Here is a 25283-nt window from a genome sequence, read left to right as displayed (position 1 = left end):
GAAGGGGTCATGTGGTTCTCCCCATATCGCAAGGGTCGGCCGACACGGCGTCCCGGCGCCGCGCGTGCACGCCCCCGCCGGTTTTTGTGGAACGATTCGTCTGGTGGGGATTGCACGTGAGGTATTCGGTGACGCGCTGCCGGTCGCGGAGCGCTACGCGGCGTTCCTCGCGGAAGCCGGGGTCGAGCGCGGGCTCATCGGGCCGCGCGAGGTCGACCGTCTCTGGGAACGCCACCTGATCAACTGCGCGGTGGTGTCCGCGGCCGTGCCGGCGGACGCGCAGGTCGTCGACGTCGGCTCGGGGGCGGGCCTGCCGGGCGTCGTCCTCGCGATCGTCCGGCCCGACCTCCGGGTGACCCTCCTGGAACCGCTGCTGCGGCGCACGACGTTCCTCGACGAGTGCGTCGAGCTGCTCGGCCTCCCGAACGTCGAGGTCCGCCGGGCCCGGGCCGAGGAGGTGGCCGGCGAGTTCTCCGTGGACGTCGCCACCGCGCGGGCCGTCGCACCGCTCGAACGCCTCGTGACATGGGCGCTTCCGCTGCTGCGTCCGGGCGGCGAACTGCTCGCCCTCAAGGGTGAGCGGGCGGCCGCCGAACTGGACGAGGCGGGACCCGTCCTGGAGCGGTTCGGGGCCCGCACGGCGGAACTGCTTCAAGTCGGGCACGGTATGGTCGATCCGCCGACAACACTCGTCCGTGTGGTCGCCGGACGGGGCGTGGTTGTCGGGCGACGACAGCGCGCACCCCGGCGCGCCAAAGGGTCGAGGAAGAGGTCTTCATGAGCACGGGACCAGGACTGGGCCGGCCTGACCGCGCCGGCGAATCCCCCGACGATCAGCCGTCCGGCCTGGCCGGAGCCGGTGAGGACGACGCCCCTGCGGTGTCCCCTCCCGGCACGCCGGAGGAGGCGGCCCCGGGCACCGCGCCGGGAACCGCGCCCTCCGGACACGCAATGTGGGGTACGACGACGTCCGGTACCGCGGAGAACGTCGGCTATGTACCGACGCACTCCGGCGCTCAGCCGCCGGGGCCGCGCAAGGGACCATCTCAGGGGGAGTCAGAACTCGTGCGCGAGGCGCTCAAGGACGCCAAGGTTTCACATGAAACATCGGCCACGGCCATCAAGGCGATACCGGGCCGCAAGGACAGGGAGTGGCCGCGGCCCGACAGATGCCGCATCATCACCATCGCCAACCAGAAGGGCGGCGTGGGCAAGACCACCAGTTCGGTGAACCTCGCCGCTTCCCTCGCCATGCACGGCGCCCAGGTGCTCGTCGTGGACCTCGACCCCCAGGGCAACGCCTCCACGGCCCTCGGGGTGGAGCACCACGCGGAAGTCCCGTCGATCTACGACGTGCTGATCGAGGACATGGCGCTCGCCGACATCGTCGTCCCGGCGGCGGAGATCCCCAACCTCTTCTGCGCGCCCGCGACGCTCAACCTCGCCGGCGCCGAGATCGAACTCGTCTCCAAGGTGGCCCGCGAGTCGCGGCTGCGGCGGGCGCTCGACGCCTACGACACCGACAAGTTCGACTACGTCCTGATCGACTGCCCTCCGTCGCTCGGCCTCCTCACGGTCAACGCCCTCGTCGGCGGCGACGAACTGCTCATCCCGATCCAGTGCGAGTACTACGCGCTCGAAGGGCTCGGGCAGCTCATCCGGACCGTCGACCTCGTCAAGGCGCACCTCAACCAGCAACTGAAGGTGTCCACGATCCTGCTCACGATGTACGACGCCCGGACGCGGCTCGCCGCGCAGGTGGCCGAGGACGTCCGCAACCACTTCGGCGACGTCGTCCTCAACACCGTCATCCCCCGCAGCGTCCGGGTCTCCGAAGCCCCGAGCTACGGGCAGTCCGTCCTGACCTACGACCCCGGTTCCAGCGGCGCCCTCGCCTACAGCGAGGCCGCCTCGGAGATGGCCCACGGAGGAGCTGTCCAGTGAGCCAGCAGCGACGCGGCCTGGGCAAGGGGCTCGGCGCCCTCATCCCCACCGCCCCGCCCCCGGCGGCGCCCGGCGAAACGGACGGCGTCGGCGAACCGGGATTCCCGGGCGGCCCCGTCCCGCCCCCGCCGAACGGCACCGCCTCGTCCGAACCGGCACTCGAACCGGGACTCGAACCGGTCGCCGGTGCACACTTCGCCGAACTCCCCCTCAGCTCGATCACCGTCAACCCGCGCCAGCCGCGCGAGCACTTCGACGAGCAGGCCCTGGCGGAACTCGCCGAGTCGATCGGCATCGTCGGCCTCCTGCAGCCGATCGTCGTCCGAAGGTCCCCGTCGGACGAGCACGAGTACGAGCTCATCATGGGCGAGCGCCGCTGGCGCGCGTCCCAGATGGCGGGGCTGGACGTCATCCCGGCGATCGTCCGCGACACCGGCGACAACGACCTTCTCCGTGACGCCCTCATGGAGAACCTCCACCGCCAGCAGCTCAACCCGCTGGAGGAGGCGGCCGCGTACCAGCAGCTGCTCCAGGACTTCGGCGCCACCCACGAGCAGCTCGCCGGACGCATCGGCCGGTCGCGTCCGCACATCACGAACACGCTCCGCCTGCTGAACCTGCCGCCCGCCGTCCAGCGCCGTGTCGCCGCGGGAGTCCTGTCCGCCGGCCACGCGCGCGCGCTGCTCTCCCTCGACAGCATCGAGGCCCAGGAGCACCTGGCGCAGCGCATCGTCCAGGAAGGCCTCTCCGTCCGCGCGCTCGAAGAGCTCATCGCGCTCCGCGAGGTCGACGACGAACCGAAGGCACCGCGGCAGGGCCGCCGCAAGAAGCCGGTCGCCCCCGGCCTCAAGGAACTTGCCGACCGGCTCTCCGACCGCTACGAGACCAAGGTCCGAGTCGACATGGGCCGCAACAAGGGCAAGATCGTGGTCGAGTTCGCGACGCTGGAGGACCTCGACCGCATCATCAAGTCCATGGCCCCGGACGAGGACGGCGTCAGCGAACCCTGATCGCCGCCACGTACACCCGAGCGCCCCGGAAGCCCCGAGCTTCCGGGGCGCTCTGCTGTGACGGCGACACTCACCCAACCCGAGCAACGCCCACCAAGCCCAACTAGACCACACCGCCCATGCCTTCCCTCGTTTCACGTGAAACACGCTCACGAGGTAGGAGCACCCGGGACGGCCGGGCATGATGCCCTCAGAGCACCTCAGCGGATCGGTTCGGCGTGGTGGGTGGGCACGGCATGCCGTGGGCGCCTCAGAGCACTCAGCGGTTTCAGTTGGGTGTGGTGGTGGTCTGGCTGCCGGTACTGCCGGTGTGGCGAACCGAGCGTGTTTACGGTCGGCGGCCGTGCAAGGGCGCCGGCGTCCGCCGAAGCATCCATCATTCGCTTCTCGGCGACGTTTCACGTGAAACTGCATCCGGCCTTGTTTCCCGACAACCGAGGCTGGACCCGGGGCGGCGCAAGGCGGTGCCGGACGGTGCGTTGGCCGGGCGGGCGGGGGACGTTGTGTGGTCAGGAGTGGGGCGGCGTCGAGGCGCGCGCGTCCCGGGGGTGTTTCACGTGAAACGGCGTCTGGCCCTGCCTGCCAGGGGTGGCTTCGGGTTAGGGGAAGCGGGATAGGAGGAGGTCTCGGCAGACCTCGCCGAGGTCCAGGCCGGCGCCACTGACGGCTCGTGGGAAGAGGCTCGTCTCCGTCATGCCGGGGGCGACGTTGACTTCGAGGAAGTGGACCTCGTCGTCGGGGGTGACGATGAGGTCGGTGCGGGAGAGGTCGCGGAGGCCCAGCGCGCGGTGGGCCGTGACGGCGGCGGCGGTGGCGCGTGCGGTGGCTTCGGGTGTCAGGCGGGCCGGGGTGACGAACTCGGTGTCGCCGGCGTCGTAGCGGGCGGTGTAGTCGTAGCGGCCGCCGGGGGCGACGATCTCGACGGCGGGCAGCGCCGTGGGGGTGCCGTCGCGTTCGATGACGCTGACGGAGACCTCGATGCCGGAGACGCAGCGTTCGACGAGGGCGGCGTCGCCGTAGGCGAAGCAGCCGACCATGGCGGCGGAGAGGTCGGCGGCGTCGTGGACGACGGATGCGCCGAGGGCCGAGCCGCCCCGGGTGGGCTTGACGAAGAGGGGGAGGCCGAGGCTCTGGATGATCTGGTCCAGGACGGACGCGGCGCCGAGGTCGTGGAAGACCTCCTTGGGAAGCGCGACCGAGGCGGGGGTCTGGAGGCCGGCGCGGCGCACGACGGACTTGGCGGTCGGCTTGTCCCATGCGACGCGGCAGGCGTCCGGGCGGGCGCCGACGTAGCGCATGCCGAGGAGTTCGAGGACGTCCCGGATGGAGCCGTCCTCACCCGCGGCGCCGTGCAGGACGGGGAACACGGCGTCCGGAGGATCGTCGGTGAGCGAGTCCAGGAGGGTGGCGTCCGCGTCGCGGAGTTCGACGGGGATGTCGAGGGAGCGCAGCGCGTCCGTGACTCGGCGGCCGGAGCGGAGCGAGACCTCCCGCTCGTAGGACAGTCCCCCGGCCAGGACGACGACGTGCCCGAGTTCCACTGGTGGTGCCCCTCTAGGTGATGTGACGTTGAAAGAACGCGCCGGCCTCCTGGGCGGCGGCTGTGCCGAGGGCTCAGCGGTCCGGGAGGCCGGCGCGTTTCACGTGAAACATTCAGACGACGTCCGGGCCCGGAGCCTGGAAGCCGGTGGAGCCGCCCGCGACCGTCCCACCGAAAGTGTCCCGGAGACGGATCTCGTGTTCCACCACCACCGCGAGCCGCCGGACGCCTTCGCGGATCCGGTGGGGTTCGGGGAAGCAGTAGGACAACCGCATGTGCCGGTGGCCGGTTCCATCGGCGTAGAAGCCGGTGCCGGGTACGTAGGCGACACGCTCGGCGATCGCGCGGGGCGCCATCGCCTTGGAGTCGAGACCTTCGGGGAGCGTCAGCCAGACGAAGAATCCCCCGGCGGGACGCGTCCAAGTGCAGCCGTCCGGCATGAGCTGTTCGAGGGATTCGAGCATCGCGTCGCGGCGCGTCCGGTAGAGCTCGCGGAAGTCCTTGATCTGTTCCCGCCACGGCTGCGTGGCGAGGTACTCGCGGACGGCGAGCTGCGAGAAGTTCGACGGGCACAGGATCGCGGACTCGGCGGCCAGGACGAGCTTCGCCCGCACGGCGTGCGGCGCCAGCACCCAGCCGACGCGGAGGCCGGAGGCGATCGTCTTGGAGAACGAGCCGAGGTAGATGACGCGCTCGGCGTCGTCCGCGCGGAGTGCCCGCATCGGTTCGCCCTCGAAGCCGAGGAGTCCGTACGGGTTGTCCTCGATGATCAGCACGTCGTGCTCGGCGCAGATCTCGAGGATCTGGGCGCGGCGGGCGGTGGTGAGGGTGACGCCTGCCGGGTTCTGGAACGTCGGGACGGTGTAGAGGAACTTGACCCGGCGGCCTTCGCGGCGCAGCCGCGACAGGGTCTCGCGGAGCGCGCCGGGGACGAGGCCCGCGTCGTCGAGGGGGACGTGCACGACGTCGGCCTGGTAGGAGGCGAACGTGCCGAGCGCGCCGACGTAGGAGGGTGCCTCCGCGAGGATGACGTCGCCCGGGTCGACGAAGATCTTGGTGATGAGGTCGAGCGCCTGCTGGGCGCCGACCGTGACGACGACGTCGTCCGAGGAAGCCTGGACGCCTTCGAGGGACATCACGTCGCAGATGTGCTCGCGAAGCAGTCCGTCGCCCTGTGCGGAGCCGTACTGCAGCGCCTCCGCGCCCTTGCCGCCGACGAGGTCGCCGACCATCCGGCCGACGGCGTCGAGGGGGAGCGCCGAGACGTACGGCATCCCGCCCGCGAGCGAGACGACCTCGGGACGGGCGGCCATCGCGAACAGAGCCCGGATCTCGGACGGCACCATGCCGGCGGCACGAGCGGCGTAGCGATCGGTGTAGGCATCTGTGCGCGAGTGCTGTTCCACGAGGCACCTCCGAGGTGGACTGGCTTGCCTGCAAACTACGGCATCGGCCGGGGCGATCCGGGTGGAACCCCGGGTGTGCCGTCCCGAGCCGTCCGGGACGCCGCACCGTGAGGACGCCGCCTCGGCCGGCGGGCCGGCCCGCCGCGAGATCCTTATCGGGCGTGCCGCCCGGGTGGGAACTCCCCTGTCCGATACGATGCCCGAGGAGCCCGGAATGTTGCCGGGAACTTCCGCGAACGGCGTTCCGCCGAGAAGCCGACGGCCCGGCCCGGCCACAAGGTTTCAGGCCAGGCGGGCGAGGATCGCAACAGGGGGTGCCGACCCGGTGTCGCGTCGTCTCGTCAACATCACGCTGGACAATTTGGGTGATCTGCCGCACCGCTGCCGCGGCTGTGTGTTCTGGGAACTGGATCCGGTGACCCGGGACCGGGCGCTGGAGACCGGCGACTCCGGCCTGGAGAAGGAGGCGTGGATCTCCTCGACGCTCCTCGAATGGGGCAGCTGCGGCAAGATCGTGTACGTCGACAACGTCCCGGCGGGTTTCGTGATGTACGCCCCGCCGCTGTACGTGCCGCGCTCGGTGGCGTTCCCGACGAGCCCGGTCAGCGCGGACGCGGTGCTGCTGATGACCGCGCACATCGTCCCGGAGTTCGCGGGCGGCGGCCTCGGCCGGATGCTGGTGCAGGGCGTCGCGAAGGACCTCACCCGGCGCGCGGTGAAGGCGATCGAGGCGTTCGGCGACCTGAAGGGCGAGGACGGCGGCTGCATGGTGCCCGCCGACTATCTGCTGTCCGTCGGGTTCAAGACCGTCCGCCCGCATCACCGGTACCCGCGGCTGCGGCTGGAGTTGAAGTCGGCCCTGTCGTGGCGTGAGGACGTCGAGGTGGCCCTGGAACGGCTCCTGGGCTCCATGACACCAGAGGGTGCACTACGGCCCGTCTGAGCCGTTTTCAGCGCCCTTGGCGTCGGGCCCTAGCGATGGGTGGGGTCGCCGATGGCAAAGGCCCGACGGCGGGAGCGTCGCTCCCGGCCGTCGGGCCTCTGTCGGCCTGGGGGCTCAGATGAAGTCGGCCAGGTCCTTCAGGAGGGCGGCCTTCGGCTTGGCGCCCATGATCTGCTTGACGACCTCGCCGCCCTTGTAGACGTTCATCGTCGGGATCTGCATGACGCCGTACTTCTGCGGCACCTGCGGGTTCTCGTCGATGTTGAGCTTGACGATGTCGATCTTGTCGCCGTGCTCCTTGGAGATCTCCTCCAGGATCGGCGCGACCATCCGGCACGGGCCGCACCACTCGGCCCAGAAGTCGACGAGAACGGGCTTGTCGTTGTCCAGGACCTCGGACGCGAAGTCGGCGTCGGTCACGGCTTTCATGGTTCTCCTTCTGTTCTCGCGGCGGGCGGGCAGCGTCCGCCGCGTGCCTGGCGTTCGTGTCCCTGCGCCGGAATGTCCGGCGTGCGCACGCGGGAGGTGGTCGCCGATGCCTCAGGCCTGAGGCACCGTCTCCGCGGCGTCCTGGTCCTGGAGCCACCGCTCGGCGTCGATGGCGGCGGCGCAGCCGGTCCCGGCGGCGGTGATGGCCTGACGGTAGACGTGGTCGACGACGTCCCCGCAGGCGAACACGCCGGGGACCTTCGTCTTCGTGGTCGGGGCGTCGACGAGCAGGTATCCGTCGGTGTCGGTCTCCAGCTGGCCCGCGAACAGCTCGCTGCGCGGGTCGTGGCCGATCGCGATGAACAGCCCGGTGACCTCCAGCGAGGACGTCTCGCCGGTCTTGGTGTCGCGGACGGTCACGCCGGTGACGCGATCGTCGCCGGCGATCGCGGTGACCTCGCCGTTCCACCGGAACTTGATCTTCTCGTTGGCGAACGCGCGATCCTGCATGATCTTGGACGCGCGCAGCCGGTCGCGGCGGTGGATCACGGTGACGGAGCGGGCGAACTTGGTGAGGAAGATCGCTTCCTCCATCGCGGTGTCGCCGCCGCCGACGACGGCGATGTCCTGCTCGCGGAAGAAGAAGCCGTCACAGGTCGCGCACCAGGAGACGCCGCGTCCCGACAGGCGCTTCTCGTCCGGCAGTCCCAGCTCCCGGTAGCCGGAGCCGGTCGCGACGATCACGGTCCTGGCGAGGTAGGTGTCGTCGCCGACCTTGACGACCTTCGGGTCGGCGGTGAGGTCGACCTCGGTGACGTCGTCGGTGACGAGTTCGGCGCCGAAGCGCTCGGCCTGCTTGCGCAGGTTGTCCATCAGGTCCGGACCCATGATCCCGTCCGGGAAGCCGGGGAAGTTCTCCACGTCGGTGGTGTTCATGAGGGCACCGCCGGCCGTCACCGAACCCTCGAACACCAGCGGCTTGAGGTCGCCGCGGGCCGCGTAGACGGCGGCCGTATAGCCCGCGGGGCCCGAGCCGATGATGATGACGTTACGGACGTCGCTCACTGTTCTGCGCCTCTCCTCATTGGCTCATTGGCCGTCTGTAGCCGCACGACCCGGCCTGCCAGTCGCGTCAACCGATCCTAGGCCCCGCTGATTCCCGCCGGGCGCGGCCACGCGGCGACCTGGACCATCGCGACCGCGTCCGAAGGCGGTTCCGAGCGAAGCGATCGCGTAGCGAGCCGCCAGGTGAGCTGGAGCGAGGCAGCGCTCGCACGCAGCGCTCGCACGCAGCGCTCGCACGCAGCGCTCGCACGCAGCGCCCGCCGAAGGGAGGCCCGACAAGGCCGACAGCCCAGGCCCGACAGCCAAGGGCACTGCAATAGGCTCGTGGGCATGGCGCGTGTTCTGCTTCTCCACTCGATGTACGGGCTGCGTCCGGCGGTGCGTCAGGCGGCGGACCGGCTCCGCGCGGCGGGGCATGAGGTGCATGTTCCCGACCTGTACGGCGGGCGGGTCGTCGACACGCCCGAGGCGGGCATCGAGATCAAGGAGGAGATCGGCCGGGACGAGCTGCTGCGGCGTGCGGTGGCGGCGGCCGCTCCGCTGGTGGGCGACGGCGGCCTCGTCTACGCGGGGTTCTCGCTCGGCGGCTCCCTCGCGCAGAACCTCGCGTTCGCCGACCCGAAGGCGGGCGGGCTGCTGCTGATGCACGGCACGTCCGACATGGCGGACGACGTGTCCACCGACATCCCGGTGCAGTTGCACGTCGCCGACCCCGACACCTACGAACCGGTCGACTGGCTGAACGCCTGGTATCTGCGGATGCGCAGGGCGGGCGCGGACGTGGAGGTCTTCCGGTACCGGGGCGCCGGACACCTGTTCACCGACCCGGACCTGCCCGACCACGACGCCGAGGCAGCCGAACGCGCCTGGGCGATCGCCCTGGACTTCCTGGGCTCTGTCTGACGAACGGCCGGATGGCCATGGGCGGACAGTGCCCGCCCATGGCCCCCGAATATGTGGTCAGGCGTTCTCTAGCATCTTCAGTACGTGCTGGTCACCGGCCGAGCAGTCCGGCCTGACGACCCACACGTTCCATTTGCCGGATTCGTTGCCGCGTGTCGCGATGACGATGGCCGGCTTCCCTTCGTAGTCCGCTCGGTCGACCAGCGCGGGCGCCTGCCCCTTGGTGACGCCGTAGACGCATCCCCTGAGCCGGGGCCCGGGCGACTCGCCCGTTCCCTGCTTCCGCCGGCCGTCCAGGAGTTTCCCGACCTGGGTGCCGAGCGTCCCGGCCCGGTACTCGGTGCTGCTGCGGTAGACCTTGAACGCCGGTGCGGCCGACGGGGCGGCCTTCGGGCCCACACCTTCCAAACCGGTTTGATCGGATTTGTCGTGTGCGGGGGCCGAGGCCGCGCCGTCGTCGCCGTTCGCTCCGCCCAAAGCGATCGAACCGACCGCCGCGCCGCCGCCGGCCACGATCACGGCCGCGGCGGCGGCCGACAGTATCCGCCAATGCCGCCTTCCGCGCCGCTGCTCCATGCTCACCACGGTGGCGTTGTTCAGCGACTCCGCGGCGATCGCGGTGTCGATGCGTTCGGCCAGTTCGGCGGGGATGGAGGGCGCGGGTGCCTCCGCCAGGATCCGGGACACGTCCGCAAGGTCGGCGGACAGGTCACGGCAGTCGGCGCAGGTGTCGAGGTGCGCGTTGACGGAGGCGGCTTCGTCGTCTTCGAGCAGCCCCTCGGCCAGGTCGGCCAAGACGTCGTAGTCAAGATGTGCGGGGTTCACTTGGGCATGCCACCTCCTTCCACACCTCCGACGTTTTTGCGTTCCCGTCGGTTCCGGTGGTGGACGAGAAGGGGCGCGAGCCGGGCGCGTCCCCGCGCGCACCGGCTCTTGATCGTTCCGGGCGGGACCTCCATGACCTGCGCGGCGTCGTCGACGGAGTAGCCCATCATGTCGACGAGAACGAGGGCCGCGCGCTGCTCGAAGGGAAGCTGCTCCAGCGCGGTGCGGACGTCGAGGGACACGCCGTGCGCGTCGGTCGGGTCGGGCATTTTGGGTGCGACGGCGTCGAAGGTGGTGTCGTCGCCCATCGGGGTCGCCGGCCGCACGGACTTGCGCCTGATGCGGTCGAGGCAGGCGTTCACGACGATTCGGTGCAGCCAGGTGGTGACGGCCGCGTCCCCGCGGAACCGTGCGGCGGCGCGGAACGCCGAAAGACATGCGTCCTGCAGCGCGTCCGCCGCCTCCTCGGGGTCGCCGATGGTTCGCAGCGCGACGGCCCACATGCGGTCGCGGTGGCGGTGCACGAGTTCGGCGAAGGCGTGCGGGTCCCCCTGGGCGTGGCGGGCGAGGAGCTCCTTGTCGGGCACCTCGTCAACGCGACGCATGCTCACCGACGTCATGAGCGACCGCTTTCTCGTTCGGGACGCCCGGTCGGTGCCGGGCGTCCGCGACCGGCTGCTGGTGAAGGCACCACAGATTCCTGGGGGCGAGGGGACATTCGTGCTCACAGGCACGATACAGACATGCACCACTCCACGTCACAGCTCATGACCACCGCGGGGAGTGAGTTCAGCCTGCGGAACCGTAGACGGTGATCTCGCCCAGCTTGCCCTTGTGGGGCGAGGAGGGAAGCTGGGTGAACCAGACGAGCACGTACTGGCCGGTGGCCTGGGGGTTCGCGGTGATGTTCAGCACGCCGCCGTTGGCGGGCTGCCGGCCGATGGCCTTCAGGCCGCCCGGTGACTGCGAGTCACCGACCTTGACCTGCACGATCCCGCCGCTGGACGGTGAGTGGATCTCGACCTTGGCGACCTTGACGGGCCGGCCCATGTCGAGCATGACGCCGAGGCCCTTGGAGTACCGGCCGAAGTTGGGGTCGGCGTAGCTCTGGGTCTCCCACTTGCCGTCCGCCCGTCCGTCGATGAGTGTTTCGACGCCCTCGCCGATCGAGGTGTCCTGGTGGTTGGGGCGCGAGTCCTGGGCGGCGACCACGCCCTGCACGTCCAGCTTCGCCGTGGACGGCTCCGGCTGCGTGCTCTGCCGGCCCTTGTCGGTGACGCCGCCGTCCGGGGATTCACCGTCGCCCGCGATGCCGGACAGCGCCCACACGCCGAGCCCGACGATGACGGTGAGCGCGGCGGCGGCGACGCCCATGAGGGCGCGGTTGCCGGGACGGCGGTCGCCGCCGTGCGCACCGCGGCGGCGCGCCGGCGCGGTGCGGGTGGACGACGCCGCCGGCGGAGGCGGGTAGTCGCCGCGCTGGCCTCGCGCCCGCGGCGGCGGGACGTGCGAGGGCGCCGGCTCCTGCGAGGGCGGCCGATGCGGTTGCGTCGACGCGGACGTGGACGCCGTGGCGGGACGGCGGTGCCCGGTGGGCCGCGGGGGCGGCTGGGTGTGGCCGAGGCCGGCGAACAGCGGCAGCGGGGTCCGCGGGACGCCGCGCAGCGCCCTGGCCAGGTCGGCGGGGGACGCGAGCGGCTCGGCCTGGCCGATGCCGAGGCAGCGGCAGACGATCGCGTCGACCGCGTGCGAGATCCCGGCCTGGACCTGCCGGGGCGCGTACGGGACGCCGTCGACGGCGGGCGCGGCGGGCAGGCCGGATCCGTCCTCGTCGCCGGGCCAGTGCGCGGTGAGCGCCGCGTACAGCATCCGGCCGAGGCCGCGGACGTCCTCGGCCGCGGGGTCGTCGGTCTGCCGGTCGACGAGGACGGCGTCGGTCGCGACGCCGAGAAGCTTGACGGTGCCGCCGGTCGTCCAGACGAGGTCGCGGGGCGTCAGGCACAGGTGCGACAGCCCGGCGGAGTGCGCGGCGGCGATGGCCTCGGACGCCTCGTACAGCAGCGTCGCGGCGCGGCCCGGCTCCAGCGGCGCCTTGGTGAGCATCCCCTCGAGGTTCTCGCCGACGACCCACTCGCTGACGACGTAGGCGCTCTCGCCGCTGTCGTCGGCGTCGAACACCTGGGTGAGCCGCGGGTCGGTCAGCCGGCTGGCGGCGCGGGCGGAGGTGACGACCTCGCGGATCCGCGGGAACTCCGGGTCGAAGGTGCGGACGGCGACGGCCCGCGCGAGGATCTCGTCGATGGCCTTCCAGAGGCATGAGCCGCCAGAGTCGGTGATGCGCTCTTCGAGCCGGTAGCGGCCGGCGAGACGTGTGCCGGGCTCAATGACGGACGTGCTCACGGCAGCGTCCTGGAAAGGTGGTCAGATCCCATGTTAGTGGCGTGGCAGCTTACGCCTCCGACCCTCCTCTTTGCGTTCCCCAGGGTGTCGCCCCGCAAGCCGTGGTCCCCCACATGGTAGTGGCTACTCGCACGAGTGGCCCGCCTTATCGCCGCGCGTCCTTTTTACTTTGCCCGGCTTTCCGGCCGCGGGTCAGCGGCCGGGGAGTTTACGGGCGAACGTGGAGATCGCCGTCTGGACCTCCTCCACCCGCATGAGCCTGGCGAAGACCAGGTACAGCAGGCCGCCGCCGGTGGAGCCGACGACCAGTGTGACCAGCGCCGGGAGCAGGGTGGTGGTGTCGCCGAGGGCGTCCGCGACGGTGTGCGTGGCGTACGCGAATCCGACCAGCGGCCAGATGGCGACGAGCAGCTTCAGGTGGCCGCCGACGATGCGCCTGCCGTCGATGCCGCCGAGCTTGCGGCGCAGCACCAGCCAGCAGGTGATGGCGCCGACCACGTTGGTGACCGCGAACCCGCCGGCGATGCCGACCACGATCCACTTCACGGCGAGGACGTTGTAGGCGGTGAACGCCATGATGATGTTGGTGGTCACGGCGGCGAGGCCGACCAGCGCGGGCGTCCTGGTGTCGCCGTGCGCGTAGAAGACCCGCAGCATCAGCTGGTAGGTGGAGAACGGCACGAGCGCGATCGCGAACATCTGCATCACCCGCGCGATGACCAGGGCGTCGGCGGGCGAGGTGTTGCCGTGCGCGAACAGCACCGTGGTGATCTCCGGGCCGAGCACCAGCATCAGCGCCGCCGCCGGCATGATGATCACCGCGGAGAGCCGGAGGCCGCTGGAGAACGCGGCGCGCACGTCGGCGGTCTTGCCCTCGGCGGCGAACCGGCTCATCCGAGGCAGCAGCGCTGTGATCACCGAGACCCCGACGATGGCGTAGGGCAGCTGGAAGAGCTGGTAGGCGTTGAAGTACGGCGTGTAGCCGTAGCCCTCGCCGATGCCCTCGTCCACGGCGAGGTTCCCCGCCCGGTTCGCCAGCGCGGTCACGACGGCGAGCGCGGCCTGCGTGGCCATGACGTACACCAGCGTCCAGCCGGCCATCCGCCCGACCTCGCCGATCTCGCCGCGCTGGAAGTTCAGGCGGGGCCGCCACCGGAACCCGGCCCGGCGCAGGGACGGCCACAGCGCGACCGTCTGCAGCACGATTCCGCCGGTGGTGCCGAGGGACAGCAGCAGCAGCTCGCCGTCGGAGATGCCGGACGGGTCGACCGGTCCCGCCGTGATCGCCAGGAACGCGCCGCCGATGCCGATCACCACGAGGTTGTTCAGCACCGGCGCCCACATCGGGGCGCCGAAACTGCCCCGCGTGTTGAGGATGGCCCCCGCGAACGCGCCGACACCGTAGAAGAACAGCTGCGGCAGGAAGAACCGGGCGAACAGGATCGCGACGGCCCGCTGGTCCTCGGTGTAGCTGCCCGCCAGGACGTCGATGAACAGCGGCGCGCACAGCACCGCGACCACGGTCAGCACGCCGAGGCCGATCACCGCGAGGGTGAACACCCGCTGTTCGTACTGTTCGCCGTAGGCGCGGTCGCGCTGCTTGGCCCGCACCAGCAGCGGGACGATGACGCTGACGAGGATGCCGCCGAGCAGCAGGTCGTAGATCTGGTTGGGGATCGTGTTGGCGGTGTTGTAGGCGTTGGCGAGCATGCCGGTGCCGAGCGCGGCGACGATGACCGCCGTCCGCAGGAACCCGGTGACGCGGGACGCGAGGGTGCCCACCGCCATGATCGCGCCGGAGCGCAGGATGCCGCCGCCCGCGTCCTTGCCGCCCGCGCCCGGCTCACCGGGGCTCTCGCCGGGAAGCGTGTCGACGACCGTCTCACCCGCGGGCGGCTTCCCGCTGGGGATGGGAAGGTCAATCGCCGTCTCGGCCGCGACGTTCCCCGTTGCCGGCGGAGCGTTTCCCGCGCCCGGCGGAGTTCCCGTCGGCGGCGGGCTCGGGTACCCCGCCCCGGGGTTCTGCGGCCCCTGTGCCGGATACCCCTGGGGCGGCGGGCCCTGCGATGGACCCTGGGGCGGCGGGCCCTGGGGGTGCCCCTGCCCCTGGGGGCCGCCCTGTGCCGGGTAGCCCTGCCCCGGGTGTCCCGGGGAATTCGGTGGAGGCGGGTGCCCCGGGCCCTGCGAACGAGGTGCCGGGGAACCCGTTCCCCTGTTCCGCGGTCCCTGCTGGTCCCGTTCCGGTCGACCCGTCACCGGCTGCCTCCGAATTCCGGCGGCGCCTTGCTCTGATGGCCCGCACTCCGACGCCCACGAAGAGTACGGCAAGTCCGCCGCCCGTGATGAGCAAGGCGATACGCCCGTACCCGGTGGTGACGACGGTGATCGTCTCGCCGCTGCCGAACGTCCGGCCGCCCGAGCCCGGGATCATCAGATCCAGTTGCACACGGAAGTTGCCGTTGCCCGCCGCCTGCGCCGGAATCCACCGCTGCGCCCGCTCCCCGGGCCGCAGCTCGATGACCGCCTCCTCCGGATCCAGCTTCCCGAGCTGGAGCTTCGCGGTGTTCTCCGGCGTCGCGACGAGCCGGACCTTCACCGACTGGTTGCTCAGCGTGTTCTCCACGAGCACCGGCAATTTGCCCGTGCTGCCCCCCATCAGCACCCGTTTGTTCTTGGTGGTGACGATGCGGACCTGGTCCATGTCGGCTTCGAGCTGATCCGCGAGTTCGTTGCGGGCTCGCTTGGCGCGGCCGGGCATCGCCCGCCACGCCACCGACTCCAGACGGAGCAGGGCACGCTCGTAGGAGATGTTGACCCGGCCCGTCATCACGGACTGGAACGTCCCGGCCCGGCGGGTGATGGCCCGCACCTGCTCCAGGTGCGCGTCAGTGAGCTCGTACCGCTCGTAGGCGTCGGGGTAGCCGTTGAAGACCCTCGGCTGGGGATCAGCGGACTCGATCCTGCTCAGCGGCATGTCGCGCAGCCAGTCCGCGTCCGCGGTGTAATCCAGCAGGTTCTCGGCGAGGCCGGGCGCCGGGTCCCAGTGCCGGTCCGGGGCGACCACCACGGTGCGCTGCAGGTTCGGCGCCTCCGCGGCGATCATCGCCGTCTCGGCGAGGAAACGCTGCTCCGTCAGCAGCGCCCCGGTGGCGGAGTCCGACCCCTCGCTGACGATCTGGTTGAGCTTGGCGTCGTACAGCAGGGCGTTCTTCTTGCCCGCCCTCGTCTGGATCGTCGTGGTGGCGTTCGGCAGCGACCCCTGCGGCGGGTTCTGGAACTGCGAACTGTTCATCAGGAACGTCCCGCCGCCCTTCAGCTCATGCTCGGCGAGCTGTTCGAGCGTTCCCGGCCCTGCCGCGCCGTACGGCGGCCACGCGACATGCGAGTCCGCCGCCCGGTCGAGAACCTTCGTCGCGACACCGGTGTTCCGGTCGTCGAACGCGACACCGATGTCGTGGGGCATCTTGTGGCGGACGAGCGCGACGACGTCGGGGTCGCCGTACGGGACGGTGAAGTACGGGTCGTCCTTGACGGCCTCCTTCAACGACGTCAGCCACGTCGCCGCGACCGTGCTCTTCTCCTTCTGCGTCCCCTTCTTCGCGCCGAACGGCTTCACGGTGTACTCACCGGACGCCATCCGCTGCGCGTCGTCCAGAAGAGCAGGATCGATCCCCCACGTGACCGGCGTGTCGCTCGCCGCGGCCGCCTCGACGAGCCTGCCGAGCCGCCCGTCGGGCGACATGTCCTCGGTGAGCTGGTCGTCGAAGAACGTCCGGTCGTTCGTCCGGTGCATCCGGTCGATCAGCGGCCACACCCAGCTGATCGCCACCGGCTTGAACCGCCGGTCCTTCGGCATGAACGTCACGAACGTGGTCAGGCCGCCGACCACCTGCTGCGCCGAGTTCAGCACCTCGACGCCCACCGGGTAGACGCCCGGCGTCCCTCCGGGGGCGCGCAGCCGCAACGCCTTGGTGCTGGTCTTGAACGTCCAGTTCTGCGTCGCGCCGGGCGCGACGATGTCCGTGAGCCGCTGCTGCGGGCCGATGTTGGGCATCTGCTGCGGCCGGCCGGACGCGTACTGGTCGAGCTGGCCGCGGCTGACGACCGGCTGCGCGCTGTAACGCAACCTCATCGTGAGCCCGTCGAGCCGATCGTCCGACCGGTTCTTCGCCACGCCCGAAATCTGGATCTTCGAGTTCGCGTGCACGGTCTTCGGGCCGACCTTCGTGAGCGCGAGGCCCACCTGGGACCGCTTCTCCGCGTGGGCGGACGCCGTGGCCTGCGGCACCAGACCCGGTGGTGCCGACAACGCGATGCAAGGCAGTAGAGCGGCCAGCGCGACCGCACGTTTGACCCTTCTCACGCCGTATCCGCGCAGGGGGCGCCCGACGCCGCACCGACTACGAAAGCCGCAACGGCTACGAACCTGGCCGCCTCGGGACGGCGGGCATCGATATCCCGCACGGTTGCGAGTTTATTGCATCGCTGTGCTTACTGCGGCGCCCTTGGCACCGGGCACCGGGAGCCGGGGCGCCCTCCTTCGGCGGGCACCGCGGTGCGATCGCTGCATCAGGGGACCGGGTGGCGAGGGGCGCGGGTGGTAGGGGCCGGTTTGGAGAGGTCTGCTGGTTTTGCGCGGGAGAGGGCGTAGAGGGTCCGGCCCCTGATGCCCAGGGCGGTGGACGCTTCGCCGGTCGCCGTGTAGACGACGTCCTCGGCCGGGAGGGTGTCCATGACGCGCTGGTCGATCAGCAGGGGCATGTCCTCCGGGAGGAGCAGGGGGCAGACGAGGCCCGCCGCGTACTCGGTGACGGCGTTGACGACGTCGGCATGGGCCGGGTGGACGGTCTTGGCTCCGACCGTGAGCCGCACCGCCTCCATGGACGGGCGCCCACCCGCCGGGACGATCACTCCGGTGAGGAACCGGCGGCCCCTGTAGACGTCGTCGCAGGAGTAGACGCGCGTCACCAGGCACCGTTCGGGGGGCAGGCCGAGCGCTCGGGGGAGTTCGTCCGCGTGGGTGAGCGCGATGGGCAGCCGCACGATCTCGTGCACGGCCTCCCATTCGAGTAGCGCACGGTGGATGGTCAGAGCGTCCTTCATGATCGTCTCCATCCCGCGGGGGTCGCCCGCTCACCCCGCAACTGGTTTCCCTGTGTCCCCATGCTTCGCGCTCTTGCGAGGGATATCCCCACATACCCGAGACGTCCGGTTTAACCCTCGCCATACGTCACCTGAAACCTCACGATGCGCCTCTGCCGCACATGCGGCGGGCCGTGGCCTTCCGTATCCCGCTACCGTTGTCGTGCGGGAGGCTCACCGGCGGTCGCGCTGGCGTCATCGGAGTGACCAGAACGTAACCCGGGGATCGCGGCATGTGAAGGGCCCAGTCCTTCTTCGGCCCCGCAAGGACTCCCGCGAGGGCCCCACCGATCACCAGAAAGTCCTTTGTCAGCCCGTCTATCAAGGAAATACGCTCGATGGCCGTGCCCAACCACAACGTGACCCCCGAGCCGCGGCGTACCGCGATCGCCGAACTGCTGCGCCGGATCGCGCCCGTCGCCGACGACCTCGGAGCCCGTTTCGCCGCGGCCGGTCACGAGCTGGCGCTGGTCGGCGGTCCGGTCCGGGACGCGCTGCTGCGCCGTCCGACCAAGGACGTCGACCTCACCACCGACGCGCCGCCCCAGCGCACCCTGGAGATCATCCGCGGCTGGGCGGACGCGCACTGGACGATCGGCATCGAGTTCGGCACGGTCGGCCTCCGCAAGGACGGCGTCGAGCTGGAGATCACCACCTACCGCAGCGAGTCCTACGACCCGAAGTCGCGCAAGCCCGACGTCTCGTACGGGACGTCCCTGGTGGAAGATCTGCGGCGCCGCGACTTCGCGGTGAACGCCATGGCGGCGCGGCTGCCCGGGCACGATTTCGTCGACCCGTTCGGCGGGCTCACCGACCTGCGGGACAGGGTGCTGCGGACGCCCGGCAAACCCGAGGACTCGTTCGGGGACGACCCGCTGCGGATGATGCGCGCCGCCAGGTTCGCCTCGCAGCTCGGCTTCACGGTCGCGCCGGACGTCGTCCGCGCCATGACGGACATGGCCGGCCGCATCGAGATCGTCTCGGCGGAGCGGGTACGGGACGAGCTGTCCAAGCTGGTCTGCGGGCTGTACCCGCGGCAGGGGCTCGCGCTGCTCGTGGAGACGGGTCTCGCCGCGCACGTCCTGCCCGAGCTGCCGAAGCTGCGGCTGGAGATCGACGAGCACCACCGGCACAAGGACGTCTACGAGCACACCCTGATCGTCCTGGAGCAGGCCATCGCACAGGAGAAGGAGGGGCCTGACCTCGTCCTGCGGCTGGCCTCTCTCCTGCACGACATCGGTAAGCCGCGCACGCGCCGGTACGAGCCGGGCGGACGGGTGTCGTTCCACCACCACGAGGTCGTCGGCGCGAAGATGACGCGCAAGCGCCTGACCGCGCTGCGCTACCCCAAGGACGTCATCGCCGACGTGTCCCGGCTGGTCGAACTGCACCTTCGGTTCCACGGCTACGGCACAGGCGAGTGGACCGACTCGGCCGTCCGCCGGTACGTCCGCGACGCCGGGCCGCTGCTCACCCGCCTGCACAAGCTGACCCGCGCCGACTGCACCACGCGCAACAGGCGCAAGGCCGACCGGCTGCGCCGCACCTACGACGACCTGGAGGCGCGCATCGAGCGGCTGGCGGAAGAGGAGGAGCTGGCCGCGATGCGCCCCGAGATCGACGGGAACGAGATCCAGGAGATCCTCGGCATCACGCCCGGCCCGCTCGTCGGCAGGGCGTACCGGTTCCTCCTCGACCTGCGGCTCGACCGCGGCATCATCGGCAAGGACGCCGCGGCGGACGAGCTGCGCCGCTGGGCCGCCGCCGAAGGCATCGGCTCCGCCGGCGGGAAGGAGCGCGGCGAATGATCCCGCTGCAGCTCGGGCGGATGAGCCCCCGCGAGACGGAACGCATGCTGGAGTTCGACCGGGAGCACATCTGGCACCCGTACGCGCCGATGCCCGCGCCGACGCCCGCCCTGCCGGTCGTGTCGGCGGACGGCGTCCGGCTGACGCTGGCGGACGGCACCGAGCTGATCGACGGGATGTCGTCGTGGTGGGCGGCCGTGCACGGCTACAACCACCCGAAGCTGAACGCGGCCGTCACCGGGCAGCTCGGCAAGATGGCGCACGTGATGTTCGGCGGGCTCACCCACCCGCCCGCCGTCCGGCTCGCCGAACGGCTCGTCGAGATCACCCCCGAGCCGCTGACGAAGGTGTTCTTCGCCGACTCCGGATCCGTCGCGGTCGAGGTCGCGATCAAGATGGCGTTGCAGTACTGGCGGTCGCAGGGGCGGCCGGAACGGCACCGGCTGCTCACCGTGCGCGGCGGCTACCACGGCGACACGTTCGGGGACATGGCCGTCTGCGACCCGGTGAACGGCATGCACCACCTGTTCCGCGACGTCCTCGCGAAGCAGGTGTTCGCGCCGCCGCCCCCGCTCGGCTACTCCGCCGACCCCGACCGGTCGTACCTGGACGAGCTGTCCCGGCTGGCCGCCGAGCACGCGGGCGAACTGGCCGGGATCATCGTGGAGCCGGTCGTCCAGGGCGCGGGCGGCATGCGCTTCTACGCCCCCGAGTACCTGCGCGCCCTCCGCGACATCGCCGACGAGCACGGCCTTCTCCTCGTCCTGGACGAGATCGCGACCGGGTTCGGCCGGACGGGTGAGCTGTGGGGCTGCGACCACGCCGAGATCACCCCGGACATCATGTGCCTCGGCAAGGCCCTGACCGGCGGCTACCTGACGATGGCCGCCACCATGTGCACCGACCGCGTCGCCCACGGCATCACGTCGGGTGAGGGGGGCGCGCTCATGCACGGCCCCACCTACATGGCCAATCCCCTCGCGGCCGCCGTCGCCTCCGCGTCCATCGACCTGCTGCTGTCGCGTGACTGGCGGGACGAGGTGGACGCCATCGAGGCGATCCTCACCAGCGAGCTGCACGACGCCGCGGACTTCCCGGGCGTCGCCGACGTCCGCGTCCTCGGCGCGATCGGGGTGGTCGAGGCGCGGGAACCGGTCGACATCCCGTCCGTCCAGGAGATCGCCATGGCGCACGGTGTCTGGCTGCGGCCGTTCGGCAAGCTGATCTACACGATGCCGCCCTACATCTGCACGGACGACGAGGTTCTGCACATCGCCGCCGCGCTCCACGCGATCGCCGAATCCCTGTAGAACGCGCGTCAGCGGAGGGCGTGGGCGGGCCTGCGAGCGACGGCCGACCGGTAGACGACCGCGCCCCCGGCGTACGCGGCGATGACCATGAGGAGGGTGAGGCCGGCGCGTCCGTCGGCCGGCAGCCATGTCGCGGCCGCCGCGGCGGCCGCCGCGAACAGCGCGTTGAACAGCATGTCGTAGACGGCGAACACCCGGCCCCGGTAGGCGTCGTCGATCGACTCCTGCAGCGTCGTGTCGACGCACAGCTTCACGCCCTGCGACACGACCCCCAGCGCGAACGCCCCCACCGCCCAGGGACGTTCGGTGAACGGCATCCCGAGCACGAGCAGGCTCAGCGCCGCTCCCGCCAGCAGCCACGCCACCCACGCCTGCTTGCTGATCCGCCGCACCACCGCCGGGGTGATCAGCGCCGCGGCGAAGTAACCGGCGCCGGACACGCCGAGCATCACCGCGAACGTCCGCAGGCCCTGGTCGGGATCGTCCGCGAAATGGTTCCGGCACAGCAGCAGCGTCATGATCAGGACGATGCCGTACAGGAACCGGTGGAACGAGATGGCGCCGAGCGCCAGCGCCGCATGCGGCCGCTGCCCGATGTGCCGCGCCCCGTCCACCAGGCCGTCCAGGACGGTGCGAAGCGCCTCGACCAGTCGCGGGGAATCCTTCTTCGCGAGTCCCGTCACGGCGCCCTCGGCCGGGTGCGGCCCCAGCAGCCCCCTCGGCAACATCGTCGCGATCGTGCCCGCCAGCAGGAACAGCGCCGCCGCCGCCACGAGGATCAGCGCCGTCCCGCCGTGTCCGGCACCGAACAGAAGCCGCAGCAGGTAACCGATCCCGGCCCCGATGAACGCGATGACGGTCCCGGACGTGACCGAGAACGCGTTCGCCGTCACGAGCTGATCGCGGCGGACCACATGGGGAAGCGCCGCCGACAGCGCCGCGAGGAAGAACCTGTTGACGCCGAGCACGACCAGCACGCCGAGGAAGAAGCCGGCCCCGTCCTGCCCGGCCGCGACCAGCCCCGCGACGAGCAGCACCAGCACGGCCCGCAGCACCGGGGTCCACACCAGGATCTGCCGCCGCCGCCAGCGGTCGATGAACACCCCGGCGAACGGCCCGAGCACCGAGTACGGCAGCAACGTCACCGCGAACGCCGCCGCGGCCTTGCCCGCCGTCGTCTGCCGTTCGGGGGAGAAGAACACGTAACCGGCCAACGCCACCTGGAAGACGCCGTCGGTCAACTGCGAGGCCAGCCGCGTCGCATAGAGCCGCCGAAAATCCCGCCCACGCAAGATCTCCCGCAACTCGCCAGCCCGCATCAGATCACCATATGTGCTCCGTTGACCTAGAAGGACGCTTCCGCCCACGTCAACGAAACCTGAGCCCCGCACCGACCTCAACAGCCGCGATCGCGTCCGGAAGCAAGTTCGAGCGGAGCGAGGACCTGATCGCGCAGCGAGCCCCAAGGGTGAGCCGGAGCGATGCAGCGATCACTGCAAATAAACCCGCGTGTAGTCGTAGCCGGCTGTGGTGGGGAGGAAGAAGGCGCTGTGGACGCGGGACGAGTGGAAGATCGTGTGGGCGCGGTCGAGCAGCGGGATGATCGCCGCGTCCTCCATGATCTTCTGGTCGGCCTGCTGCCAGTAGCCGGCGGCGCGGGACGGGTCGGATGCGGTGAGGGCCGCGTCGATGAGGCCGTTGACCTCCGGGTTGTTGTAGCCGCCGTAGTTGGTGGAGTTCTGCCCGTAGGTGCGGCCGTCGAACAGCGGCTGGATGATCGATCGGCCGTTGTTGCCGTACCAGTCGGGTGTCCAGCCGGGGGCGGCGATGTCCCATTGGCCTTCGCGGGCGTTCGCGGGGGTGGAGATCGTGCCGGCGTAGAAGGAGCCGCCGGAGTCGGCGCCGAGTTCGGTCTTCACGCCGCAGGCGTCGAGGTTCTCGGCGATGGACTGGGCGATGAGCTTGTGGACGCTGTTGGTGCGGTACGGGAACTTCAGCGTGAGGTCGGTGTGACCGGTCTTGCCGAGTAGTTCGCGGCATTTGGCGGGGTTGCCGGATTCGCCGGGCGTCGGGTAGTGATTCGCGGGGGCGTACCCGGAGTTGCCGGGCGGGATGACCGTGTGGAGCGGCTCGGCCACCGACGGGCCGCCGACGATCTTGATGAGGGCGCTGCGGTCCACGGCGTACTCCAGCGCCTGCCGGACCTCGCGCTTGCCCAGCGCGCCGCCGTTGTTCGGGCTGAGCGTGTTGAACACCAGGTACGGGCTGTTGCTCGGGGTGTCCCTGATCGCGAACCGGGGGTCGTCCCGCAGCCGGGGGATCGCGGACGTCGGGACGGGCTGGTCCCAGGCGAGATCGGCGACGCCCTGCTCGATCTGCTGTTGCACGGTCTCCGGCGAGTCCTGCCCGAGCGTGATCTGGATCTTGTCGACATGCCGTTCGCGGAGAGGGTCGCCGTTCTGCCGCCATGCCGGGTTATGGGTGAGCAGGTACGACAGGCCCGGACGGTACTCGCTGATCCGGTACGGGCCGTTGGAGATCGTGTTCTGCCTGAACTCCGCCGAATCCGGGACGTACCGGTCGTACTCCTGCGGTGCGGCGGCCGTGTACGGCAGGGAGAGCAGGTGGAGGAAGTCGCTCGCGGGCTGCTCCAGCTCGAAGACGAGCGTCTGGTCGTCCTTCGCGCGGACGCCCTCGATCTCGTGGTCGCGCTGGTAGTCGGCCATCGCCGCGGCGTCCTTGGCGTCCACGGAGCCGAAGCCCGCGCAGAACTCCTTCATGCCCTTCAGAGTGGAGATGAAGTACCCCTTGCCGGCGGACGGCGACGCCGGGTTGCACAGCCGCTCGAAGCCGCGGACGAAGTCGTGCGCGGTCACCGGACGCGGCGGGTCCGTGTTCCACTGGACGCCCTCGCGCAGCCGCACCGTGTACGTGCGGCGGTCCTTGCCGACGTCGCCGTTCTCGCGGGTCGGGATCCGCGCGGCCATGTCGGGCCGGACGGGGATCGTCTCCTGGAAGTCGTTGGAGGCACGCGTCCCGAACAGCGTCCGCGCGAACGTGCGGGCGAGCCCGTACGCGCCGACGCTGGCCACGGACGTCGGATCGAGGTGCTCGACGTCGGAGGAGCCGACGATCTTCAGCGTGCCGCCGTCGCGGGGACGGCCCTCGGCGGAGGCGTCGTCACCTCCCCCTGTGCATCCCGTGAGCCCGAGCACGAGCCCCGTCAGCCCCACCGTCACCTTGATCATCTCGCGTGCCATCAGGTTCTCACCTCGAAGACTCGGAACTTGGCGCGCAGTCACCGGCGGTGTCACAGTAGGGCCGGAGCGTGACAAGGGGCCGGTGCATCACCGTTTTCCCTACAGAAGTAAGGACGCCCTGACAGTGGAATGTCCACTGCCAGGGCGTCCCCGGGAAACTTTGTGATCAGGCTCTCAGCGGTCGACCTCGCCGCGGATGAAGCTCTCCACCGCCTCGTGCGCCTGGTCGTCGCTGTACTGCTCCGGCGGCGACTTCATGAAGTAGGAGCTGGCCGACAGGATCGGGCCGCCGATACCGCGGTCCTTGGCGATCTTCGCCGCGCGCACCGCGTCGATGATCACGCCGGCGGAGTTCGGGGAGTCCCAGACCTCCAGCTTGTACTCCAGGTTGAGGGGCGTGTCGCCGAACGACTTGCCCTCCAGCCGGACGTAGGCCCACTTGCGGTCGTCCAGCCACGGCACGTGGTCGGACGGGCCGATGTGCACGTCGGCCTTCGCCATCTCGTGCGGGATCTGCGAGGTCACCGACTGCGTCTTGGAGATCTTCTTGGACTGGAGGCGCTTGCGCTCCAGCATGTTCATGAAGTCCATGTTGCCGCCGAAGTTGAGCTGGTAGGTGCGCAGCAGCTCAACACCGCGGTCCTCGAACAGCCGGGCCATCACGCGGTGCGTTATGGTCGCGCCGACCTGCGACTTGATGTCGTCACCGACGATCGGGACGCCCGCGTCGGTGAACTTCTGGGCCCACTCGGGGTCGCTGGCGATGAACACCGGCAGCGCGTTCACGAACGCGACCTTGGCGTCGATCGCGCACTGGGCGTAGAAACGGTCGGCGTCCTCCGAGCCCACCGGCAGGTACGACACCAGGACGTCCACCTGGGCGTCCTTCAGCGCCTGCACGACGTCGACCGGCTCGGAGTCCGACTCATCGACCATGTCCAGGTAGTACTCGCCAAGACCGTCGTGTGTCGGGCCGCGCTGGACGATCACGCCGGTCGGCGGGACGTCGGCGAACTTGATCGTGTTGTTCTCGCTGGCGTGGATGGCCTCGGACAGGTCCATCCCGACCTTCTTGGCATCCACGTCGAATGCCGCGACGAATTCGACGTCACCTACGTGGTACTCGCCGAACTGGACGTGCATCAGGCCGGGGACTCGCGTCTCGGGGGCCGCGTCCTTGTAGAACTCGACACCCTGGACGAGCGAAGAGGCGCAGTTGCCCACACCCACGATGGCTACGCGCACCGAACCCATCCTGTTGCTCCTTCTCTCTTGTGGAACATGTGGTGTTTCTTCAC

At 70.4% G+C, this 25283-nt stretch carries 20 protein-coding genes; 7 read left to right on the top strand and 13 right to left on the bottom strand.

Features of this window, described 5'->3' with window-relative positions; translation table 11 throughout:
* Nucleotides 1-103: 103 nt before the first annotated feature.
* From rsmG to ACTWPP_RS06850, 3 genes are all read left to right on the top strand, one after another.
* Entirely contained in the window at nt 104-781 is a 678-nt protein-coding gene (gene rsmG / locus ACTWPP_RS06860) for a 16S rRNA (guanine(527)-N(7))-methyltransferase RsmG (protein WP_443103224.1), read from the top strand.
* Between the two features lie 347 nt (nt 782-1128).
* The gene (locus ACTWPP_RS06855; protein WP_443103425.1) at nt 1129-1944 is read left to right on the top strand and encodes a ParA family protein; all 816 of its coding nucleotides are present in this window, start codon (nt 1129-1131) and stop codon (nt 1942-1944) included.
* Nucleotides 1941-2954, top strand: coding sequence for a ParB/RepB/Spo0J family partition protein (locus ACTWPP_RS06850; protein ID WP_443103223.1), 1014 nt, complete (start codon nt 1941-1943; stop codon nt 2952-2954). The genes ACTWPP_RS06855 and ACTWPP_RS06850 overlap by 4 nt, the downstream gene beginning before the upstream one ends.
* A gap of 599 nt (nt 2955-3553) precedes the next feature.
* Here the strand turns inward: ACTWPP_RS06850 and ACTWPP_RS06845 are convergent.
* Entirely contained in the window at nt 3554-4495 is a 942-nt protein-coding gene (locus ACTWPP_RS06845; RefSeq protein ID WP_443103222.1) for a D-alanine--D-alanine ligase family protein, read from the bottom strand.
* Nucleotides 4496-4607: 112 nt separating this feature from the next.
* Nucleotides 4608-5840: an aminotransferase-like domain-containing protein gene (locus ACTWPP_RS06840; RefSeq protein WP_443103423.1), complete on the bottom strand. Its 1233-nt coding sequence runs from the start codon at nt 5838-5840 to the stop codon at nt 4608-4610.
* 385 nt (nt 5841-6225) lie between these two features.
* Here ACTWPP_RS06840 and ACTWPP_RS06835 point away from each other — a divergent pair, with 385 nt between their 5' ends.
* Entirely contained in the window at nt 6226-6843 is a 618-nt protein-coding gene (locus tag ACTWPP_RS06835) for a GNAT family N-acetyltransferase (RefSeq protein WP_443103221.1), read from the top strand.
* Between the two features lie 114 nt (nt 6844-6957).
* Here ACTWPP_RS06835 and trxA read toward each other — a convergent pair whose 3' ends face one another.
* Nucleotides 6958-7272, bottom strand: a complete 315-nt coding sequence (gene trxA / locus ACTWPP_RS06830) for a thioredoxin (RefSeq protein WP_443103220.1) — start codon at nt 7270-7272, stop codon at nt 6958-6960.
* A 111-nt stretch (nt 7273-7383) separates the two neighbouring features.
* Nucleotides 7384-8337, bottom strand: a complete 954-nt coding sequence (gene trxB, locus ACTWPP_RS06825; protein WP_443103219.1) for a thioredoxin-disulfide reductase — start codon at nt 8335-8337, stop codon at nt 7384-7386.
* A gap of 330 nt (nt 8338-8667) precedes the next feature.
* On the opposite strand from trxB, the gene ACTWPP_RS06820 reads away from it, so the two are divergent.
* Entirely contained in the window at nt 8668-9240 is a 573-nt protein-coding gene (locus ACTWPP_RS06820) for a dienelactone hydrolase family protein (protein ID WP_443103218.1), read from the top strand.
* Nucleotides 9241-9297: 57 nt separating this feature from the next.
* On the opposite strand, the gene ACTWPP_RS06815 is transcribed toward ACTWPP_RS06820, so the two are convergent.
* From ACTWPP_RS06815 to ACTWPP_RS06790, 6 genes are all read right to left on the bottom strand, one after another.
* Complete coding sequence (locus tag ACTWPP_RS06815) at nt 9298-10065, bottom strand: anti-sigma factor family protein (protein ID WP_443103216.1); 768 nt, start codon at nt 10063-10065, stop codon at nt 9298-9300.
* Nucleotides 10062-10685 carry an RNA polymerase sigma factor SigM gene (gene sigM / locus ACTWPP_RS06810; protein ID WP_443103215.1) on the bottom strand — a complete coding sequence of 208 codons (624 nt, stop codon included), beginning with the start codon at nt 10683-10685 and terminating at the stop codon, nt 10062-10064. Before sigM ends, ACTWPP_RS06815 begins: the two co-directional genes overlap by 4 nt.
* 169 nt (nt 10686-10854) lie before the next feature.
* The gene (locus ACTWPP_RS06805; protein WP_443103214.1) at nt 10855-12465 is read right to left on the bottom strand and encodes an AMP-binding protein; all 1611 of its coding nucleotides are present in this window, start codon (nt 12463-12465) and stop codon (nt 10855-10857) included.
* 192 nt (nt 12466-12657) lie between these two features.
* Nucleotides 12658-14271: a murein biosynthesis integral membrane protein MurJ gene (gene murJ / locus ACTWPP_RS06800; protein WP_443103422.1), complete on the bottom strand. Its 1614-nt coding sequence runs from the start codon at nt 14269-14271 to the stop codon at nt 12658-12660.
* 112 nt (nt 14272-14383) lie between these two features.
* Nucleotides 14384-16828: a DUF6049 family protein gene (locus tag ACTWPP_RS06795; RefSeq protein WP_443103213.1), complete on the bottom strand. Its 2445-nt coding sequence runs from the start codon at nt 16826-16828 to the stop codon at nt 14384-14386.
* Nucleotides 16829-17034: 206 nt separating this feature from the next.
* Entirely contained in the window at nt 17035-17568 is a 534-nt protein-coding gene (locus ACTWPP_RS06790) for an aminoacyl-tRNA deacylase (protein ID WP_443103212.1), read from the bottom strand.
* 377 nt (nt 17569-17945) lie between these two features.
* Between ACTWPP_RS06790 and ACTWPP_RS06785 the strand changes: the two genes are divergently transcribed.
* Nucleotides 17946-19415: a CCA tRNA nucleotidyltransferase gene (locus tag ACTWPP_RS06785; protein ID WP_443103211.1), complete on the top strand. Its 1470-nt coding sequence runs from the start codon at nt 17946-17948 to the stop codon at nt 19413-19415.
* Nucleotides 19412-20725: an adenosylmethionine--8-amino-7-oxononanoate transaminase gene (locus tag ACTWPP_RS06780; protein ID WP_443103210.1), complete on the top strand. Its 1314-nt coding sequence runs from the start codon at nt 19412-19414 to the stop codon at nt 20723-20725. The genes ACTWPP_RS06785 and ACTWPP_RS06780 overlap by 4 nt, the downstream gene beginning before the upstream one ends.
* Before the next feature lie 8 nt (nt 20726-20733).
* Here ACTWPP_RS06780 and ACTWPP_RS06775 read toward each other — a convergent pair whose 3' ends face one another.
* The 3 genes from ACTWPP_RS06775 to ACTWPP_RS06765 all read right to left on the bottom strand — a co-directional run bounded on the left by ACTWPP_RS06775 (nt 20734) and on the right by ACTWPP_RS06765 (nt 25239).
* Entirely contained in the window at nt 20734-22044 is a 1311-nt protein-coding gene (locus tag ACTWPP_RS06775) for an MFS transporter (RefSeq protein WP_443103209.1), read from the bottom strand.
* A 171-nt stretch (nt 22045-22215) separates the two neighbouring features.
* Nucleotides 22216-23985: an ABC transporter substrate-binding protein gene (locus ACTWPP_RS06770; RefSeq protein ID WP_443103208.1), complete on the bottom strand. Its 1770-nt coding sequence runs from the start codon at nt 23983-23985 to the stop codon at nt 22216-22218.
* Between the two features lie 174 nt (nt 23986-24159).
* Nucleotides 24160-25239, bottom strand: a complete 1080-nt coding sequence (locus tag ACTWPP_RS06765; protein WP_443103207.1) for an inositol-3-phosphate synthase — start codon at nt 25237-25239, stop codon at nt 24160-24162.
* Nucleotides 25240-25283: the final 44 nt, after the last annotated feature.

It is taken from the genome of Actinomadura sp. 3N407 (genome assembly GCF_052245875.1).
Classification (GTDB): domain Bacteria; phylum Actinomycetota; class Actinomycetes; order Streptosporangiales; family Streptosporangiaceae; genus Spirillospora.
This window is presented reverse-complemented; position numbering and strand designations above follow the sequence as displayed.

Coding starts and splice junctions, on each gene's coding strand:
- sigM (WP_443103215.1), bottom strand. CDS start 10,685: ATGACGTCGGTGAGCATGCGTCGCGTTGACGAGGTGCCCGACAAGGAG.
- ACTWPP_RS06790 (WP_443103212.1), bottom strand. CDS start 17,568: ATGAAGGACGCTCTGACCATCCACCGTGCGCTACTCGAATGGGAGGCC.
- ACTWPP_RS06780 (WP_443103210.1), top strand. CDS start 19,412: ATGATCCCGCTGCAGCTCGGGCGGATGAGCCCCCGCGAGACGGAACGC.
- ACTWPP_RS06820 (WP_443103218.1), top strand. CDS start 8,668: ATGGCGCGTGTTCTGCTTCTCCACTCGATGTACGGGCTGCGTCCGGCG.
- ACTWPP_RS06840 (WP_443103423.1), bottom strand. CDS start 5,840: ATGGTGCCGTCCGAGATCCGGGCTCTGTTCGCGATGGCCGCCCGTCCC.
- trxA (WP_443103220.1), bottom strand. CDS start 7,272: ATGAAAGCCGTGACCGACGCCGACTTCGCGTCCGAGGTCCTGGACAAC.
- ACTWPP_RS06770 (WP_443103208.1), bottom strand. CDS start 23,985: ATGGCACGCGAGATGATCAAGGTGACGGTGGGGCTGACGGGGCTCGTG.
- ACTWPP_RS06775 (WP_443103209.1), bottom strand. CDS start 22,044: ATGCGGGCTGGCGAGTTGCGGGAGATCTTGCGTGGGCGGGATTTTCGG.
- ACTWPP_RS06765 (WP_443103207.1), bottom strand. CDS start 25,239: ATGGGTTCGGTGCGCGTAGCCATCGTGGGTGTGGGCAACTGCGCCTCT.
- ACTWPP_RS06785 (WP_443103211.1), top strand. CDS start 17,946: ATGGCCGTGCCCAACCACAACGTGACCCCCGAGCCGCGGCGTACCGCG.